Raw genomic sequence first — 17,661 nt, 5'->3', positions numbered from 1 at the left:
TTATTAAGGAAAACGAGGGAATTGACCAAAGTCCGGTTTACGCTTTTCCTTGAAAGCATCTCTACCTTCTTTTGCCTCTTCAGTTGTGTAATACAGCAACGTTGCGTCTCCACCCATTTGTTGAAGTCCCGCTAAACCATCCGTATCAGCATTCAAAGATGCTTTTAAGAATCGAAGTGCAGTAGGACTCTTCTCTAACATTTCTTCGCACCACTGGACTGTTTCAGCCTCCAGTTGTTCTAATGGAACGACTGTATTTACTAACCCCATATCTAATGCTTCTTCAGCATTATATTGGCGACATAGGTACCAAATTTCACGGGCTTTCTTATGTCCAACAATACGAGCTAAATATCCTGCACCATAGCCCGCGTCAAAGCTTCCTACTTTCGGACCTGTTTGACCAAAAATAGCGTTATCTGCTGCAATCGTTAAGTCACAAACAACGTGCAGAACATGTCCACCACCAATGGCATAACCTGACACCATTGCAATAACAGGTTTTGGTATAACACGAATTAATCGTTGAAGGTCGAGTACATTCAACCGAGGGATATGATCATCTCCAACATAGCCACCATGACCACGCACTTTTTGATCTCCACCAGAACAGAACGCATCGTCTCCAGCACCTGCTAAAACGATTACTCCAATATTCGAATCGTCACGAGCAAAAGCAAAAGCATCAATTAGCTCTGTAACCGTTTTCGGACGAAAGGCGTTTCTCACCTCAGGTCGATTAATGGTAATTTTAGCAATTCCATTTAATGTTTCATATAAAATATCTTCATACTGTCTTTCATTTACCCATTCAAAGGCCATTTAAGAACCCCCCTTATGTAATAAAAACTCCTTTACTATTGTACCAAATTTTTTCGATTGTTCCACATGAATTGCATGACCTGCATTTTCAACTTGAATGTATTGAACATTAGGCAGAATCTTTTCCATTTCCAATGCAATACAATTAAATTTTTCATCTAAACTTCCCGTTAGTAAAAGTACACCACATTGAACCTCATGAAGCTTTTCCCAATAAGAAGGCTGTTGACCAGTTCCCATACCTAATAAACTATTGATTAATCCTTTCTCACTATTCTTCAACCGTTGCTTTCGAATTCTTTCTTGCATATGTGTTGGCAACCTTTTTTGGGTTCGAAATAGGGGGATGTTTTCCCAGTAATCAACAAAAGCTGCTACCCCTTCCTGTTTAATTCTCCTTGCTAGAGCAGCATCCGCCTCTCGTCTCTTTTCCCTTTCTTTAACCAGCTTTAACCCTGGTGAAGCACTTTCGAGTATTAACGTTTTCACTAAAGAAGGATGGAGAATGGTAAAGCCAAGGGCTAACCTGCCACCCATGGAATAGCCAATAAGATGAGCTTTATCAATGTTTAGTTTCTTCAAAATGAGTACAATGTCACTCGCACTTTTTTCCATCGTATAATCATCAGGTTGGCTTAACGTAGTCGTTTGACCGTGTCCTAATAAATCAATCGTGATGCATTGAAAAGAGTTACTCAAGAATGGAATAATCTCACCCCACGTTGAATGATCACCGGTAAAGCCGTGTAGAAAAACGATAGGCTCCCCTTTACCTGTCATCTTAATAGTATATTCTGTATTATTGACAATAATCTTCATGATTCTTCTGTTTCCAACCAATTTCGTATTTCCTGGGAAACGGCGTCGAAGAAGGAACGGTGAATATCTACGCTCTCTTGTCTGTTCGTAACAACTTCAATAACTGCTAATCCTCGATGCTCCTGTGCATCATCTATACTTGTCAACCAATCCGCCCATGTACGTACACGCTCGAATTTCCCACCGTATTCTTCCACAATGCTTTGAAAATCAATATCAGTAGGTGTGCCAAATAATTCTTCAAAATGAGTGGGGTGTTTAGACTGAGGAAGGTAAGAGAAAATACCTCCTCCATTATTATTGATAACAATGATCGTTAAATTTAATTTGTACATTTTAGCAGCTAATAGTCCATTTAAGTCATGAAAAAAAGAAATATCCCCGATAAGGAGAAACGTATCTCTCTTTAGTGCGCTAATACCTAATGCTGTAGAAACCACTCCATCAATTCCATTAGCCCCTCGATTAGCCATCACGGTCATCTGATGATCAGACTGGTGAAAAAATGTATCCATATCTCGAATAGGCATACTATTCCCCACTAAAATGGTAGATGATGGTGGTAGAGAGGTTTTTAATGTAGAGAAAAGATTCACTTCATTTATTGTTGTATGGGAAAGTAGTTTATTTTCATTTTCTAGGACTAGCTTTACTTTTTCATTAGCTTTTTTCCAATTTATTAGCCATTTTGACGATGTTCGCTTCTGTAGGAAGTTCATTATATCAATACAAAAACTTGATTCATCCACATAAAGTGTATGAGTTCCACGACTAATCGGATCTCTCCATCCCCTTCCTGGATCAATAATCCAATGAGGAATCTCCTCATGCTGTTGGATATATTGTGTTAGGGTTTTAGATACAGGCATCGCCCCGAAGCGAATCAAGCAATCAGGCTTAAATTTTTGCTGAAAGTCTTGCACTTTTAAAAATGAATCATAGCACTCAATCACTTCATTATGTAAACCACTTCTCATATAAGAAAGCGGATCAGCTAAAATAGGGAATTGAAGTTTCTTAGCCAAGTTTAAAATGGCTTTAACGTGATCGCCATTTTCCATTGGTCCACAAATAATCAACCCTTTTTCTTTATCATCTAATTGGTGAGCAAGTTCCTCCAACGAATGTGATGATAATCTTTTTGTTCCTATTTCAAAATCTTGTACAGTAGACTGGAAATAAGAATGGGCCTTCACTAAATCTGGGATCAATGGCTCCCTAAACGGAACATTAAAATGAACAGGTCCCGCTGGCGATTCTAATGCCGTCATGACTCCCCTTTTCATGGACGATTGGACAAAACGTATAACGGAATCATCGTTTTCTGGTATAGGTAAATCCACGAACCATTTTACGTGATTTCCGTATAACTGAATTTGATCAATTGCTTGTGGAGCTCCAACTTCTCTCAATTCATGAGGACGGTCAGCAGTAATAACAATCAATGGGATTCTACTGTATTTTGCTTCAATAATTGCGGGATAATAATTAGCTGCTGCAGTACCAGAAGTACAAAGCAAGGCGACTGGCTTATTGGCTGCCTTCGCCATCCCTAAAGCAAAAAATGCTGCTGATCGTTCATCAATATTGATGTGCATATCAATATTGGGATGTTCTGCAAACATTAATGCCAAAGGTGTCGATCTAGAACCCGGGCTTATTACTACATTCTCTACTCCAGATTGATATAATTGTTGCACCATTCCAGCCGTAAATGCTGTTAACGTATCTGGATGATTTGTCATTGAACATTTCCTCCTACTGCACGTAACATGGGACGGAATTTTATACTCGTTTCCTCATATTCACTCTCTGGTGTAGAATCAGCTACTACACCACAGCCTGAATATAAATAGGCTTCATTTTTATATAAGAGACCCGATCGAATTGCTACTGTAAACTCACCATTACCTTGCGCATCTACCCACCCGATAGGAGCTGCATAAAATCCGCGATCCATTTCCTCAGCCTCTCGTATTACTTTCAATGCTTTACTGCGTGGTACACCACCAAGAGCTGGTGTGGGGTGGAAGGTTTTCAACAGTTGAAAAAGAGAGGTATTCTTTTCATCTTTTCCGATAACAGGTGTGTATAAGTGCTGAATATCTCTCATTTTTAACAATGAAGGATATGCCGGAACTTGAACGTTATGGCAATAAGCTTCCATCGATTGTTCAATCATTTCTACGACAAGCTGATGCTCATGGCGATTTTTTTCATCAAGGAGTAACTCTTCTCCAAGAGAATCATCCTCTTCTTTCGTTTTTCCCCGTCCAATGGATCCTGCTAAACATGTCGAATAAATCATTGCATCCTTTTTCTTTACTAACCGTTCTGGGCTAGCCCCTATAAAACAACTATTCATTACTTCTAAGCTAAACACAAAGCTCTCTTTTTGTTCTTTATATAATTGGTCTAAACAGAAGTCTGAAGAAACTTCCTCTTTAAAGACTAGGCGCATTTTACGTGCTAATACTACTTTTTCCATTTCTTTCTGTTGCAGACGAGTAACAACATCCGCTAAGGATTTCTTCCATTCGTTCGGACGGATTTCTTCAGATTTAGATAATAATGGAGCTACTATAGAAAAATTCGAATCATCGAGTAGTAATTTTACCTGTTCTTGAAGACGAACAATACTCCCCTCACTCTCATGACCTGTGCAGATCATATTGATGGTCAAGTACTTTTCGCCGTGATGTTCTGTTAATAAGAATGTTGGCAACTGAAAAACGGCTTGTGAAAACTGTGCCCATTCTTGTTCTTGTTCTTTTAGCGGATCAAACGTAAACCCACCAAAAATCAAGGGTCCTGTTCCTCTTACTTCATATGGATTAAAGGATACAGCTTCTTCCATAATCACATTCCATTGTTCCTCTATATCATAAAACCGTTCGTCTTTTTCGCCACTCATTAAACTACTTGCACTACCTAACCCGACTAAATAGATTGAACTATTTGGATCCTTAAAGAAGAACCTCTCTCCCTTAAATACTTTATTACCTGTATGGTAAAAGGAAAGGGGATCAGCATATTGTAGCTTTTGTACATAGCTGAGTAAAATTGGTCGGTTAAGTTGTTGTGCTTTCATTACTGCTTGTTCAAATAAAGAATGTATATTTGATTTTTGGACAGTCGTCAAGTAAATCCCCCCAAACAAACCGAATGCTGCGTCCTAAAACCTATTTAAAGATACACCTGTGACTATATGGTGTCAATGTACTACCTACCTTTTATCTATTATTATCCTTATTATATACTAAACCCATTTTTGTTTGAATGAAAACGGGTTCAGAGATGAAAAAGGGAAAATATCCTTCGAGAAATTGTGAAAAATCATTGACACTTTCTCCCCCTTTTCCTACACTTAAGTCTGTAAAGTAAGTGTATATTTACTATGCCCTTTTTACTTTTTAATTGACGTTAAAGGGAGAGACTATATATGGAATTAACGAACATTCAATCAGAACAAGGCTGGCGTATATGGTGGAAGTTAACAAGACCACATACATTAACTGCTGCATTTGTTCCAGTTGCATTAGGAACCGCATTATCTTTGAAATACTCATCGTTACATTGGGGATTATTTTTCTCAATGTTAATTGCAAGCCTCTTAATACAGGCAGCCACAAATATGTTTAACGAATATTATGATTATAAACGCGGGTTAGATCATGAAAATTCAGTTGGTATTGGCGGTGCCATTGTACGAAATGGAGTAAAACCAAAAACCGTTAAGTACCTTGGGTTCATATTGTTTGGTATTGCTTTATTATTTGGTTTGTATATTTGTTATCAAACCACTTGGTGGATTGCTGTCGTTGGATTAATTTGTATGGCAGCAGGATATTTTTATACCGGTGGTCCAATACCGATTGCTTATACTCCTTTCGGGGAAATTACTGCTGGATTTTTTATGGGTGTTGTCATTATCTTACTTTCATTTTATATACAAACAGGATTCATAAATGCATTAAGTTGGGCAATCTCCGTCCCGATTGCTATACTTGTAGGAGCTATTTTATTAGCCAATAACATTCGTGACTTAGACGGCGACAAAGAGAATGGTCGAAAGACGATCGCCATCTTATTAGGAAGAGAAAGAGCTATTTTTCTTTTAGCATGTATGTTTATTGTTTCCTATGGTTGGGTAGCTTTACTAGTCATTTTTCAGCTTCTATCCCCTTGGGCACTTATTGTATTCTTTAGTGCTCCTAAAGCAATTGCCGCAACAAAAGGGTTTATTGGAAAAACAATTCCCATTCAAATGATGCCAGCAATGAAGGCAACGGCACAAACTAACACTATTTTTGGCTTCTTACTTTCAATTGGATTATTTATAAGTTACATGAGTCAATAATTTATCCTTATACATGAGGCGAGCAGAACTGCTCGTCTTTTTTCATTGATAAATATAACTGGAAAAGAGAGAAGAATTACGGAAAATCCTATAGTAAATTACACATTAAAAGTAAATACTAATTTACAACGTCCTATATAAGGAAGTGAAAACATGTTAACTGAGCAACAATTACACTTATTGAAGCAGGAACTACTAAAACAAAAGGAAAATCTGCAACACCATCTACAACGTGATGCTACTAATATGAAAGAAAACAATGAAAGGGACAACGTTGGAGAACTTTCACTTTATGATAACCATCCTGCAGATATGGGTACTGAATTATACGAGAGGGAAAAGGACTTTGCCTTAAATAATCATGCCGAAGTTGAACTAACGAAAGTGGAGCACGCATTAGAAGCAATTGAAAATGGAACATATGGAAAGTGCCTCACTTGTCATACAGAAATTCCATTTGACAGGCTTCAGGTACTCCCAACCACTTTGTACTGCAAAGAGCATAGTAAAGAGCAGTCAATTGCTGGTGATCGTCCTGTTGAAGAACAAGTGTTAGAACCTCCTCACAACAATAGTTTTATGAAGCGAAGACAAAATGAAACTCGTGATTATCAAGATAGTTTCCAGGAAGTTGCTCGGTTCGGAACTTCTGAAACGCCTGCAGATTTTACAGGAGACTACGAAGATTATGATGAAATATACCAAACAGGTGACCTTGATAGGGAAGGCTTCACCGAGAATTACGAAACCTTTACGGCAACGAATATTAAAGGGGAGGACCTATCCGTTTTTCCTTCAAAAAAACACTCGCAATATGAACAAATGTTAGATGATGAAGGAATTGAATCATCTATAGGTGACATCCCCTATCACCGTAAAGACAGCTATATTGACGATGATCATTGAAGTGGATTTACTGAAAAAGATGGTCGTACCTCACAGGTTAGAAAAGATTTTTTTCTAGACATAAAAGTATAACTTTATACGAATGAACTAATTTGGAAAATACGCAATTAATTGATTGTAGGCTGAAGAAAAAAATCACCACTTCTGAATAAAGTGGTGATTTAACTTTAACTGTTTGATTAGAATACAGTTATGAAAAGATTAATCAAAATGACTTCTTCTGAAGGTAAAATGTATTTTTATATAAAAAGTTATTATAATTAGCAATAACGGAAGTCAAGATAGCTTGTTTCTTATTAAATATACCTCCCCTTTAACAGTATATAGTGAAAGCTGGAGTATATTTTACCGATTTTCAGCTATTGTGCGACTAATCTATTTCGTTCTCTTATTCTAGAAATGCGTCTGTTTGGTGAAGTAATCTAAATGATATTGCTATTTAAATATATACCTTCTTTAATAACAAAAAATCAAAGACTAAATATTAGTGTTCAATTATTCTACAACTAATTTAGATCTCATTTCTTTGTGACCTCCATCACCACAAAATGTTAAACAACGGATTTCATACGTCCCTGGTTCTAAGTTAATAGTAGCACTTTCTCCATCCATTACTTCTGCAATGATGTTATCCTTATCGTCATATGGTCTTAATTTGACCCCATGAACACCTTCATCATCTTTATAATTAAATGTTACATCCACATTCGCAGGAATTGTATATGTTTCTTGATCAAATTCCCAATTCGAACCAATTACAGTTAATTGTTGACTCTTTTCTTGGTCTGAAGAAGCAGAACCTTCATCACTTGTTGTCCCACATGCTGATAAAACTAAAATCAATATCATTAATGATGCCATAGTAGCTAGATATCTTTTCATTATTAAAACCCTCCAATGAGAATTTTACAATTAACACTATTAACTTTGATGTTAGTTGTAATATATTAATCGCATTTGTGAAAATAATCACAAATAAAACGTAATTTAATTATACTGTGTAAAAGAATGAATGGTAGGAAATTAAAATGTCATTTTTGTGAAATATTGAGCATAAATTTCAAAGCGTTATTACAACCTTCAATAATTTCAAGAAATATTACTCACTACCAACATACTTATTTCACTTATATTGAATTCAAGTCTTCAGAACATGTAGAAAATATTGAGTCTTTTTTATATCAAATTGTGTAATACTTCACCCAAATAGAAACCATTTTGATTATTTGAAGAGGACAGAAAAAAGACAGAGCATGTATGATTTGACATTCTATATCGAAACATGTAAGGTTTAAAAAATTGGAGGTTATAAATATGATTAGATTTGGAACAATCGGAACAAATTTTATTGTAGACAGATTTATTAATGCAGCAAAACAGCACCCAGAATTCTCTTTAACAGCTGTTTATTCAAGGTCGGAAGATCAAGCGAAAGAGTTTTCACAGAAACACGATGCAGATCAAATTTTTACTGATTTAGAAGAAATGGCAAGTAGTGAGAACATCGATACCATTTATATAGCAAGTCCTAATTCCTTACACGCACAGCAAGCGATTACTTTTATGAATAAAGGAAAGCATGTATTATGTGAAAAGCCGTTTGCCTCGAATTTAGCAGAAGTGGATGAAATGATAGAGGTAGCAAAAAAAAATAACGTTTTATTAATGGAAGCATTAAAATCTACGTTCATGCCTGGTTTTCAAGCGATAAAAGAAAACATACATAAAATTGGTAATGTTCGTCGTTTCTATGCGACGTATTCTAGTTACTCATCAAGGTATGACGCTTATAGAAATGGAAATATTTTAAATGCATTTAATCCAAATTTTTCTAATGGGTCATTAATGGATCTTGGGGTATATGGTATTTATCCAACAGTTGTTTTATTTGGTCAACCTGAGAACCTGAAGGCTAATGCCTATATGTTAGAGTCAGGAGTTGATGGCGAGGGAAGCTTGCTATTTCAATATGAAGGGATGGAAGCAGTCATTCTTCATTCCAAAATTTCCAATTCCTATCATGATGCAGAAATACAAGGAGAGGACGGAACGATTATATTTGATAGCGTATCTTCTCCTAGTAAAGCAGAGATTCGCTACAGAGATGGATCAGTAGAAGCAATTGAAATTATTCAAGACAAACCTGAGATGTATTACGAGGTAGAAGAGTTTATTCAATTGTTAGGAGAAGGCAAAATAGAGTCTTCTGTGAACTCACATGAAAATTCACGAATAACAGCTTCCATTATGCAAGAAGCAAGAGAACAAATTGGACTTGTTTTTCCAGCAGACAATCGTTGAGTCTCAGTCTAAGAAATGCAGGGGTACCCTCATATAGTGGCTCCTAGGAACGTTATCATAAGTCCGTGACTGAGCTTATGATAGTCGTTCCTGGGCAAGTCACCTTGCTTTTAACATAATCCTAGGTTTAACTAACCCAATCGTTGAAGATAAAAAAAATGTAACTATACAAGTGATCTTCATAAGAGAATTGCTAGATCAAGTAGCTGATTTTCAGTTATTGCGCCAATTAACACAGACTTGAATTCTAGATAAATTGTATAATACCACTGTGCGAAATATTGAAATACCATTAACTAACATATTAGTTTAAGAAATTCACAAGAATTCAAATAAATTTTTGATTATAAATTTTAATGTAACACCTACAATGACAAAAAATATACCCAACGTCGCCAATAAAAATCCCACTATACCGTTGATTTCAAAAACCATAACAATGGTCATAAGGACTGCTCCTAAAGCAAGAAATAACATATTCGATATTAATCCTTTCATTATATCACCAACTTCGTTCAATTTTACCTTATAACATACTAATTTTTTCTAATAGTAATTTACGTTTTTCTTTTTTTAAAAGTTTCAACTCAATTTGAAGAAAATGGTCAGCTATTAACAATCATGCAATGAAAGTCAGCCCAATAAATTATTCACCCTTTAAACCTTCAGAAATATTTCGTTCTTAATGTAGTAGACCTTTTTCGCAAACCTTTCCGCCCGGATTCAATGAATAGATATTTAGACCTCTTTTAAATAAAATAAAAGCGCGAAGTTAGATCATCGCGCTCTTTAGTCAATAAACTTTTAGAGGCGAGTAAAATTGTTAGTGGACGAGCACCCCTGCTAATAAAGAAACACTTCGTAACTCTTAAACCCACTCTTCTCCATGTTTAAGTATAAATTTTATTTCATTCTGATAATGTTCATAATGTCCTTCATCTATCATTTTCTGAAAAGCTATATCACCTTCACTTGCTTCTCTTTTCATGGTCATACATAACCCTTCTAATCGGTCCAATACCATCTTCAGATAGTTTTCTTCAATGCCTTCCATACCATAAGAATCAAAAAACAACTTCACTCTCTGCTTTATACGATTGGCATCATTTGATGAATTATAATGAACAGGCTCGCCTGTTTCAGTATGATAAAGTCTACTTAGAGGAATACAAGTGTAAAGAGTATAAGCTATATCCCAAAGCCTTGGACCAGGACCAGCAAGGTCAAAATCAATAATACCTACAGGTTTTTCATAATTAAAGATAATATTGTAAATAGCAAAATCATTGTGGCATACAACCTCAAAATGATTTGGCGTGTTATCTATGGGTTTCCATTGATCTGTTATAGGAAAGTCAATCACGGCTTCATGATAACTACGTAATATCTTAGCTATTTCAATTAAAGCCTCATTAGACCACATGTATCTTCTTAGAGGATAATTGCCAGCTTCACCTTCGATAAATGACAGTACCTCTCTACCTTTGTTATCTATTCCAAGAAATTTGGGTGCATAGCTAAATCCTTTGTGTTCTAAATGCTTTAAAAGCTGATGAATTTTTTTGCTATCAGCCTTTACCTCTCGTCGAACCGTATTTCCCGCACGATATACCTTCGACACATTTCCACCTGATAGCATTTCCTCGTTTTCGTATTGATGCTTCATAAAAAAATCCCCCTATTGGGGACACTATAATTAGGTCAATAGAGATGTAAATTTCCCCAGAATATAAGCAGATACTCGAAAGGTATCTACTTGGATATAGGAATTGATTGTCCACACCATGTGTCCCTTAAATGATTTATAAGAAGACAAATAAAGAAATCCTGTAAAAGAAGACCGCAATTGTCTCTATCCAATTACATAATCACTTCAAGGTTATTCCACATACGTAATCTAGATTCCCCTTTCTTTACGTCTCCACCATTACCCTACCATATATTACTAACTATAAAAAGAAGAATAGAAAAGATAAATAACATTAAAATACATTTTTACCTCTGGAGAAATGATTGTCAAACTAATCATCATTCTCGGGAATTTTAACCTTGTTCTTTTACAATTTCAACTACATTGTTCAAAAGTTTACTCCCTAAGCTAGAAACATTATTCAAAACATCGTGACTTATTTCAAATCTACTTTAACCTCTTCTCTCGTTATTTGAGTTACCTATCTATAAAATATTTATCCCTATTTTTTTCCTAAAAAATAAAAACGCTCTCAAATGAAATGAAAGCGTTCTAATTTCCTTATCAATAAAATTGGATGCTTTCCCATCCCTCTATTTTCCCGTTAGTTCTTTTCGATCCTCAATTTGAGGTGGTTTTTCCATCCAGCCATGTTTGATCATAATTTTTCCACCTTGCTTTGCAAAATCATATATATTTTTCGCTAATAAAGTCATCTTAGTAGGTAAATCACTCCTTAGACTAAAGGCACCACCAAGGGCATTACTTCCAAGGCCAAAAGTAGTTAATAAGCTGGTATTATACATCATCAGCTTATCGGAAAATGGGGGGATGGTTGAATTAGAGGCTTTCCCCGCGTATGTTGCTGGGGGCTCAATATAATCTTGTCGTAAAAATTCGCCTAATGATGTTTCTATTTTCTTTGAAAGATCCATTCCTTTAATAAAATGCTTTCGGACATCTTGAGCCTGTGCTACTTGTGCAAACCCTATCATTAATTGCATCCCTGTAAGATTTGTCTCGATTGCATGATAAATGAGAGAAATCTCAATAGTGTTTAAAGATCGATCACTACTAAACCAATTCATCCCATCTAAATACTGTTTATCATGTACAAATGTTACTTCTTTTGGCATCGACACAAATGGAGGACGAGAAAGGACGCCTGTTTCTAATAGGAAGTTTGTCGCTTGGTCGTATGCCTCTTGTGCTTCAGATGTTAATTGTTTGAAGAACTGTCGAATATCTTGACGGTAAGACATGGTCGAATAGAGTGCGTAAAGACCGATTCCTATTTTAGTCATCATGTGCAAATACATGACATCATACGTACTATCAAATAGCTTCGGAGCTCCTTTATTAACATCGTTAACAGAAAATCCTTCCGGAATTACCGCTCCCTCCGCTTTAAAAATCTTTTTGACAAACTCAACATTTTCAATAGACCGATCGTAATAAGATTGCAATATCTTTCGTGATGGCTCATTTTCTGCATTTTCTAGAAAGTATTCAAGAAATCTCATAAGCATGGTTTTATCTTGATATGTCATCCATAAGTTCCCTAATTCTGAAGAGGTAATTGGTTGCCGAATTGAATTACTCACTAACAAGCCTCCTAAATCAATTATTTTCTTAACTTTCCCTACAAAATAACGTTTTATTACTAAAGGGTACTTTAGTGAAATAATTCTATCCTTGAGAAATTAGAGGTAGAACAGCTTATGAAGGAAGCTAGAAGAAACTCCTTATAATTGCATTTATCTGACAATTTTTATGCTATCGTTTTAACTTGTTTTGTTTTTTCTTGTTCCAACTGAAATAGAACAAAATAGATAATCAAGCTAGTTAAGACCATCATGATAAAGATTGATGTAATGACTCCAGCTGGAAGCACAGCACTAGCCATTACAAACATAGCAGCAACGATTCCAGAAAACTGAAATGATAACCCATAAACAGCCATATAAGTACCTCGTGCATCGTCCGGAACTAGGGAGGCGACATAGGCTTGTTTTGCAGGGATATGTGCCACCTCTCCAACAGTAGCGATAAACATAGCAATAATTAGGACTAACGGAACACTACTATAACTAATAACAATATAGCCAAGCCCATAACAAAAACTTCCGGCAAGCATTAATAAGTTATCTTGATACCGTTTTAGCAAGCTTGCAACTACTAGGCTAATCGTTACCACTAAAATTGTGTTTTCTGCTTTAAGCAAACCGATTAATTGAAAACCATCCACTTCAAAAAATTGACTAAAAGGCAGCAATGGAATTGAGTTTGGTATCTCTTCATCGAGCTTAATTCCTATATAGGTTGTCAAACTCTCTTCTAAGGAAAGTAGGAACAACCCTGCTACAGTAAATAATACAAATCGTTTATTCGTTAAAATTTCTTTATACTGTTGAATTCCTGATTTTTCACTTGGAGCACTCGACGAAGCTTTCGTTGAACTTTGATAAGTATCCTCAAGCAAAAATTTCGTTACAATCCAAGAAACAAAAACGACAATTGAAATGCCAATAAAAAGCTCATAGGAATAGTTTTTAAAAAGAACAGCTCCCATTAACCCTCCAGCAGCCATGCCCAAATTACTAAGCCAATACGAAAACGTATATACCGCTTTTCTGTTTTCTTTCGAACTTGCATCAATAATAACTGCAGCATATGCTGGACCAACCATTCCAGTAAAAAATAATATGACGATAAAGATCAGAAAGTTTGCGTAAGGAGATAAAGAGACTATAAGATTACTAATTCCTGCGACAAAGTAACCCGTACTAATCATTCCTTCGCATAACAAGATTGTCCTTTTCCTTCCTACACGATCCGTTCTTCTCCCACCTATCAAAGCACCAGCTATGCCGGATAGTATAACACCGATATACATCAGTCCTGTTACAACCGCCCCTACCTGAGTTGAGAAGAAAATAACTAAATATGGAACAACCGCTGAGGTGGCAAATGTTGTGAAAAACTGAAGGGCTAGACGTAATTGGATATTGGGGTGAAATGAAAAAAAATTCATATAATGTCCTCCTTAATTACGATTGATTAATCAATCAATTATATGTAAAAATTTAACCCGAAACGTCTAAATTAATGTTTCGGATTTAATAAACGAAGAGCTGGAATTTTAAGCTGGTCCCATAAACCTGACATTGCAAAATCAGTAAATGTTAATCTCATTCCTAATAAAAAACTCATGTAAGCTTCTGCCGTTATGACAGGATCAGAATCCTCAAGTACTCCATGTTTTTGACCATTTTGGATGGCCTGATTAATTTTTTGAGTAAACTCTGCACTAAATTCATCAAGTACTTTAAAGGGCTCTGGAAATTTAGTATGCTGTCCAATCACTTGAACAACTAATTGTAAATACGTATGCATTTCAGTGAATATATGGATATGTTTGTCTATCATACGCTTAATTTCATTCAAGGAATCCTCAGCATCAGGGTCAAAATCTAAAAGCTCCGATTTATATACTTTCTCTAAAGGCTCTGTAACCGCATGAAAAAAAAGCTGGTCTTTGTTTTCGAAATACGTAAAAACACTTCCAAAGCTTACTCCTGATGCTTTTGCTACCTTTGCGATTGTTGTACTTTCGTAGCCTTGTTCAGCAAATAAGATGATTGCTTGCTGCAGGATTTTTTCACGCTTTTGTTCCATCATTTTTATTTGTTTATCTGATAATGGCAAAAAAACAACTCCTTCTCACAAATGATTAATTAATCAATCGTTATTATATACTATTTGTTAAAGGAAGTAAACGAAATTAATGAAGCATTTCAAATTCTATGTATTGATCAGCTAGCTTCTTTTTATTTTGTTTATTTAATTTTGGTGTGATAAATTTCACAGCCTTTCTTCCAAAACTGGATTATTCTGAGAACAATAAGACTCAAAGGTAAAAAGGGGGAATAATGATGTTTTGTTATCAATGTGAGCAAACTCCAAAAGGGGGCTGCAAAATAATAGGTGTTTGTGGAAAAGATGAAACCATCGCTAGCTTACAAGATACAATTATTTTTGGCTTAAAAGGGATTGCTGCCTATCGAACACATGCCAATCAATTAGGGTATACTGATCCATTCGTTGATGCCACAACTCATGAAGCATTATATTTGACGCTTACAAATTCCAATTTTAATGTACAGGAACATATTGATATGGCAATGAAGGTAGGAAAAGCAGCTATTCGTGTGATGGAGCTATTAGACAAAGCTCATTTAGATCGGTTAGGTATTCCTGAACCAATTAAAATATCACAAAATAAAATTGAAGGAAGATCGATTGTTGTAACTGGACACAATTTGTTTGCTCTAGAACTATTGTTAAAGCAAACTGAAGGAAAAGGAATCAATATATATACTCACTCTGAGATGCTACCGGCACATGGATATCCAAAGCTAAAAAAGTATCCACATCTAAAAGGAAATATCGGAAAAGCTTGGTATGATCAGCGACGTTTATTTGAAAAGTTCTCAGGCGCCATATTAGCTACTACAAACTGTGTAATGCCAATTAAAGGAACCTATGCAGACAGAATGTTCTCCTATGAAGTCGCAGGCTTAGAAAACGTACAAAAAATTGAAAATGATGATTTTACTCCATTAATTAATCGAGCATTGGAGCTTCCGGAAGAAAATATTGAATCTGATGAAACATTAATGACGGGCTTTCATCATCAAACCGTAATCGGTCTAGCTCCAGAAATCATTCAAGCGGTAAAAGAGGGTAAAATTAAACGATTCTTTGTCATTGCAGGCTGTGACGCTCCTGGAAAAGGTGGAGAATATTATCGTTCATTAGCAACATCTCTACCACCAGAAACGGTCATTTTAACAACATCTTGCGGCAAATTCCGTTTCAACGATATTGATTACGGAACTGTTCCAGGAACAGACATCCCACGTTACATTGATCTAGGTCAATGCAATAACTCGGTATCAACAGTCAAGATTGCATTAGCACTTGCAGATGCATTTGAATGTGAGGTAAACGAACTTCCTGTTAGCATTGTTCTCTCTTGGTTTGAACAGAAAGCTGTAGCCATTCTACTTGGTTTATTCAGTCTTGGTATACAGGATATTCGTATTGGGCCGAAACCGCCAGAATTTATCTCACCTGGAGTTATGCAAGTATTACAAGAAACATTTAACTTGAAGCTCATAGGAGACGTAGAAGAAGATATAGACGTTATGCTTTCATAAACTTCTTCTAGCACTAACCCGTCAACTCATGAAAAAAATACTTTTACTCTAAACATCCGGTTTGATTCATAAAGAAAGGGGCTTTCCTATTATAGGAAAGCCCCCCTATTTGGAAGATATGATTCCGATTTCACCATTGGTCTTAACTGTTACTTTACTTGTTTTTTTCCGAAGACTTTAAAAATGAAGTGGTTAACTCTTCGCTTTCGATTACAATGGCCGTTAAACCAGTAGCAGTTTTCGTTTCGTGCCATTCACCTTTCTCCCAAAATACTGCATCACCACATTGAACTTTACTAAATTCAGCCGTTTCCCCACTAACATAACCTTCTCCGTTTACAATTAAAAGAAACTGAGGTACAACTGCTTGGTGATATCCAATTACTCCATTCTTATCTAAGTGCATACACCCTATATGAGCTGCTTTATGGGTCTCGGTAATACGTGACATAATAAAATCTGAATCGAATTTCGTAATTTTCTTACCAGTCTCTTTTGTAAATTGATAAATTTCCATTTAATCCTCCTAAAGTACATACCTTTTTGTTCGGTTTTCCTAGTACAGTACACTCTTATAATGTTGACTCGACGATTGTCTAAGAAAATATTATTGTTTACTTAGTATCTCATCTACAAACCGCTTCTTCTTATCCGTATATGTACGCTCATCATGAGGATATTTTAAAGCTAAAGAAAGTTTTAATTCTTCGTATTCTCTTGCTGCTTCAGAATTTTCTCTAAGATAGTTTCTAAAAGAAATATGTTTATTCCACCAATCTCCATTATATTCCACAATGTGTAAAATATGTGTTTTAGTAAGGTTTTCTAAATCCATAAACTTTGCAAAAACTACTTTTCCATTCATTCTAACTCGCTGTAAATGAAAATATCCATGCGTTTTTAATAGGTTTTGATCAAACATTTCAATGTCAGCTATTGATTGAACACCAATCATTATATCAATTATAGGCTTTGCATAAATACCACTTATAGCAGTACTACCAATATGTTGAATCTCTATCGTATGTTTACCTATCAATGAATATAATAAGTTTTTTTCTTTATCAAATAATTTACCCCACTTTTTAGAATGTGGTACTAATGTGACATCACCTTTGTTGACACCTATCATTTTATCTCCCCTATAATATTTGTCGTTTTATAATCATAATATTCAAAAACTTAAAATCATAGTCTGCAAATGAAGCTAACAATTTGGTATAATAGATATAGAAAGAGGTGAACAATATTGTTCACCTCTTTTACTTTTACTCATCAATGCTCCCGAATTTTGCCTTTGTTGGTACTACGGACTATAATTTTAAAATAGTAAAGTAAGTCATATATTTAGCTTCAGCTCTTGGAGACGGATTCTCGTTTTTCACTCCCTTACTAGATTTACTATACCAATAAAATTTTGGTTCATCACCAAATTTTGTGATTTATCCATAAAAATAGGAAAGCATCTATAAAATCCTGGTCATAATGTTAGCGACTAAACAAACACTAGGAGGATTTATAAATGCTTTCCCTATCACTAG

The 17,661-nt window shown here is 35.5% G+C and carries 15 protein-coding genes; 4 read left to right on the top strand and 11 right to left on the bottom strand.

All coding sequences use genetic code 11. From position 1 onward, the window contains the following. Positions 1-3: 3 nt before the first annotated feature. The 4 genes from menB to WAK64_RS17110 are packed head-to-tail and all read right to left on the bottom strand — an operon-like array spanning position 4 to position 4,783. Positions 4-822 carry a 1,4-dihydroxy-2-naphthoyl-CoA synthase gene (gene menB / locus WAK64_RS17125; RefSeq protein ID WP_336588218.1) on the bottom strand — a complete coding sequence of 273 codons (819 nt, stop codon included), beginning with the start codon at positions 820-822 and terminating at the stop codon, positions 4-6. Continuing rightward, on the bottom strand, positions 823-1,662 hold the full coding sequence (menH, locus tag WAK64_RS17120; protein ID WP_336588217.1) for a 2-succinyl-6-hydroxy-2,4-cyclohexadiene-1-carboxylate synthase: 840 nt from the start codon (positions 1,660-1,662) through the stop codon (positions 823-825). Beyond that, positions 1,638-3,386 carry a 2-succinyl-5-enolpyruvyl-6-hydroxy-3-cyclohexene-1-carboxylic-acid synthase gene (gene menD / locus WAK64_RS17115; protein WP_336588216.1) on the bottom strand — a complete coding sequence of 583 codons (1,749 nt, stop codon included), beginning with the start codon at positions 3,384-3,386 and terminating at the stop codon, positions 1,638-1,640. The genes menH and menD overlap by 25 nt, the downstream gene beginning before the upstream one ends. Next, positions 3,383-4,783: an isochorismate synthase gene (locus WAK64_RS17110; RefSeq protein WP_336588215.1), complete on the bottom strand. Its 1,401-nt coding sequence runs from the start codon at positions 4,781-4,783 to the stop codon at positions 3,383-3,385. The genes menD and WAK64_RS17110 overlap by 4 nt, the downstream gene beginning before the upstream one ends. A gap of 300 nt (positions 4,784-5,083) precedes the next feature. Here WAK64_RS17110 and WAK64_RS17105 point away from each other — a divergent pair, with 300 nt between their 5' ends. After that, complete coding sequence (locus WAK64_RS17105) at positions 5,084-6,001, top strand: 1,4-dihydroxy-2-naphthoate polyprenyltransferase (protein ID WP_336588214.1); 918 nt, start codon at positions 5,084-5,086, stop codon at positions 5,999-6,001. Positions 6,002-6,154: 153 nt separating this feature from the next. Then, positions 6,155-6,907: a TraR/DksA C4-type zinc finger protein gene (locus tag WAK64_RS17100; protein WP_336588213.1), complete on the top strand. Its 753-nt coding sequence runs from the start codon at positions 6,155-6,157 to the stop codon at positions 6,905-6,907. A gap of 495 nt (positions 6,908-7,402) precedes the next feature. Here the strand turns inward: WAK64_RS17100 and WAK64_RS17095 are convergent, their stop codons facing one another. After that, positions 7,403-7,789 (bottom strand): cupredoxin domain-containing protein, encoded by a 387-nt coding sequence (locus WAK64_RS17095; RefSeq protein ID WP_336588212.1) that lies wholly within the window; start codon positions 7,787-7,789, stop codon positions 7,403-7,405. 432 nt (positions 7,790-8,221) lie between these two features. Here WAK64_RS17095 and WAK64_RS17090 point away from each other — a divergent pair, with 432 nt between their 5' ends. Next, positions 8,222-9,208 carry a Gfo/Idh/MocA family protein gene (locus WAK64_RS17090; protein WP_336588211.1) on the top strand — a complete coding sequence of 329 codons (987 nt, stop codon included), beginning with the start codon at positions 8,222-8,224 and terminating at the stop codon, positions 9,206-9,208. 868 nt (positions 9,209-10,076) lie between these two features. Here the strand turns inward: WAK64_RS17090 and WAK64_RS17085 are convergent. From WAK64_RS17085 to WAK64_RS17070, 4 genes are all read right to left on the bottom strand, one after another. Then, positions 10,077-10,874 carry an aminoglycoside phosphotransferase family protein gene (locus WAK64_RS17085; RefSeq protein ID WP_336588210.1) on the bottom strand — a complete coding sequence of 266 codons (798 nt, stop codon included), beginning with the start codon at positions 10,872-10,874 and terminating at the stop codon, positions 10,077-10,079. 617 nt (positions 10,875-11,491) lie between these two features. Then, positions 11,492-12,502, bottom strand: coding sequence for a DUF3231 family protein (locus WAK64_RS17080; protein ID WP_336588209.1), 1,011 nt, complete (start codon positions 12,500-12,502; stop codon positions 11,492-11,494). A 167-nt stretch (positions 12,503-12,669) separates the two neighbouring features. Beyond that, positions 12,670-13,932, bottom strand: a complete 1,263-nt coding sequence (locus WAK64_RS17075) for an MFS transporter (protein ID WP_336588208.1) — start codon at positions 13,930-13,932, stop codon at positions 12,670-12,672. A gap of 71 nt (positions 13,933-14,003) precedes the next feature. Beyond that, positions 14,004-14,606 (bottom strand): TetR/AcrR family transcriptional regulator, encoded by a 603-nt coding sequence (locus WAK64_RS17070; protein WP_336588207.1) that lies wholly within the window; start codon positions 14,604-14,606, stop codon positions 14,004-14,006. A gap of 227 nt (positions 14,607-14,833) precedes the next feature. Between WAK64_RS17070 and hcp the strand changes: the two genes are divergently transcribed. Then, positions 14,834-16,120 carry a hydroxylamine reductase gene (gene hcp / locus WAK64_RS17065; RefSeq protein WP_336588294.1) on the top strand — a complete coding sequence of 429 codons (1,287 nt, stop codon included), beginning with the start codon at positions 14,834-14,836 and terminating at the stop codon, positions 16,118-16,120. A 154-nt stretch (positions 16,121-16,274) separates the two neighbouring features. Here the strand turns inward: hcp and WAK64_RS17060 are convergent, their stop codons facing one another. Together WAK64_RS17060 and WAK64_RS17055 are read right to left on the bottom strand one after the other, a co-directional pair. Continuing rightward, positions 16,275-16,637, bottom strand: coding sequence for a cupin (locus WAK64_RS17060; protein ID WP_336588206.1), 363 nt, complete (start codon positions 16,635-16,637; stop codon positions 16,275-16,277). Positions 16,638-16,727: 90 nt separating this feature from the next. Then, the gene (locus WAK64_RS17055; RefSeq protein WP_336588205.1) at positions 16,728-17,252 is read right to left on the bottom strand and encodes a GrpB family protein; all 525 of its coding nucleotides are present in this window, start codon (positions 17,250-17,252) and stop codon (positions 16,728-16,730) included. Positions 17,253-17,661 lie beyond the last annotated feature (409 nt).

The organism is Bacillus spongiae, from assembly GCF_037120725.1.
In the GTDB taxonomy this organism is placed as follows: domain Bacteria; phylum Bacillota; class Bacilli; order Bacillales; family Bacillaceae_K; genus Bacillus_CI; species Bacillus_CI spongiae.
This window is presented reverse-complemented; position numbering and strand designations above follow the sequence as displayed.

What these genes read in the sequence shown, in the direction of transcription:
- WAK64_RS17060 (WP_336588206.1), bottom strand. Translation starts at nt 16,637, where the DNA reads ATGGAAATTTATCAATTTACAAAAGAGACTGGTAAGAAAATTACGAAA.
- WAK64_RS17100 (WP_336588213.1), top strand. Translation starts at nt 6,155, where the DNA reads ATGTTAACTGAGCAACAATTACACTTATTGAAGCAGGAACTACTAAAA.
- hcp (WP_336588294.1), top strand. Translation starts at nt 14,834, where the DNA reads ATGTTTTGTTATCAATGTGAGCAAACTCCAAAAGGGGGCTGCAAAATA.
- WAK64_RS17085 (WP_336588210.1), bottom strand. Translation starts at nt 10,874, where the DNA reads ATGAAGCATCAATACGAAAACGAGGAAATGCTATCAGGTGGAAATGTG.
- WAK64_RS17055 (WP_336588205.1), bottom strand. Translation starts at nt 17,252, where the DNA reads ATGATAGGTGTCAACAAAGGTGATGTCACATTAGTACCACATTCTAAA.
- WAK64_RS17095 (WP_336588212.1), bottom strand. Translation starts at nt 7,789, where the DNA reads ATGAAAAGATATCTAGCTACTATGGCATCATTAATGATATTGATTTTA.
- WAK64_RS17075 (WP_336588208.1), bottom strand. Translation starts at nt 13,932, where the DNA reads ATGAATTTTTTTTCATTTCACCCCAATATCCAATTACGTCTAGCCCTT.
- menD (WP_336588216.1), bottom strand. Translation starts at nt 3,386, where the DNA reads ATGACAAATCATCCAGATACGTTAACAGCATTTACGGCTGGAATGGTG.
- menB (WP_336588218.1), bottom strand. Translation starts at nt 822, where the DNA reads ATGGCCTTTGAATGGGTAAATGAAAGACAGTATGAAGATATTTTATAT.
- WAK64_RS17105 (WP_336588214.1), top strand. Translation starts at nt 5,084, where the DNA reads ATGGAATTAACGAACATTCAATCAGAACAAGGCTGGCGTATATGGTGG.
- WAK64_RS17090 (WP_336588211.1), top strand. Translation starts at nt 8,222, where the DNA reads ATGATTAGATTTGGAACAATCGGAACAAATTTTATTGTAGACAGATTT.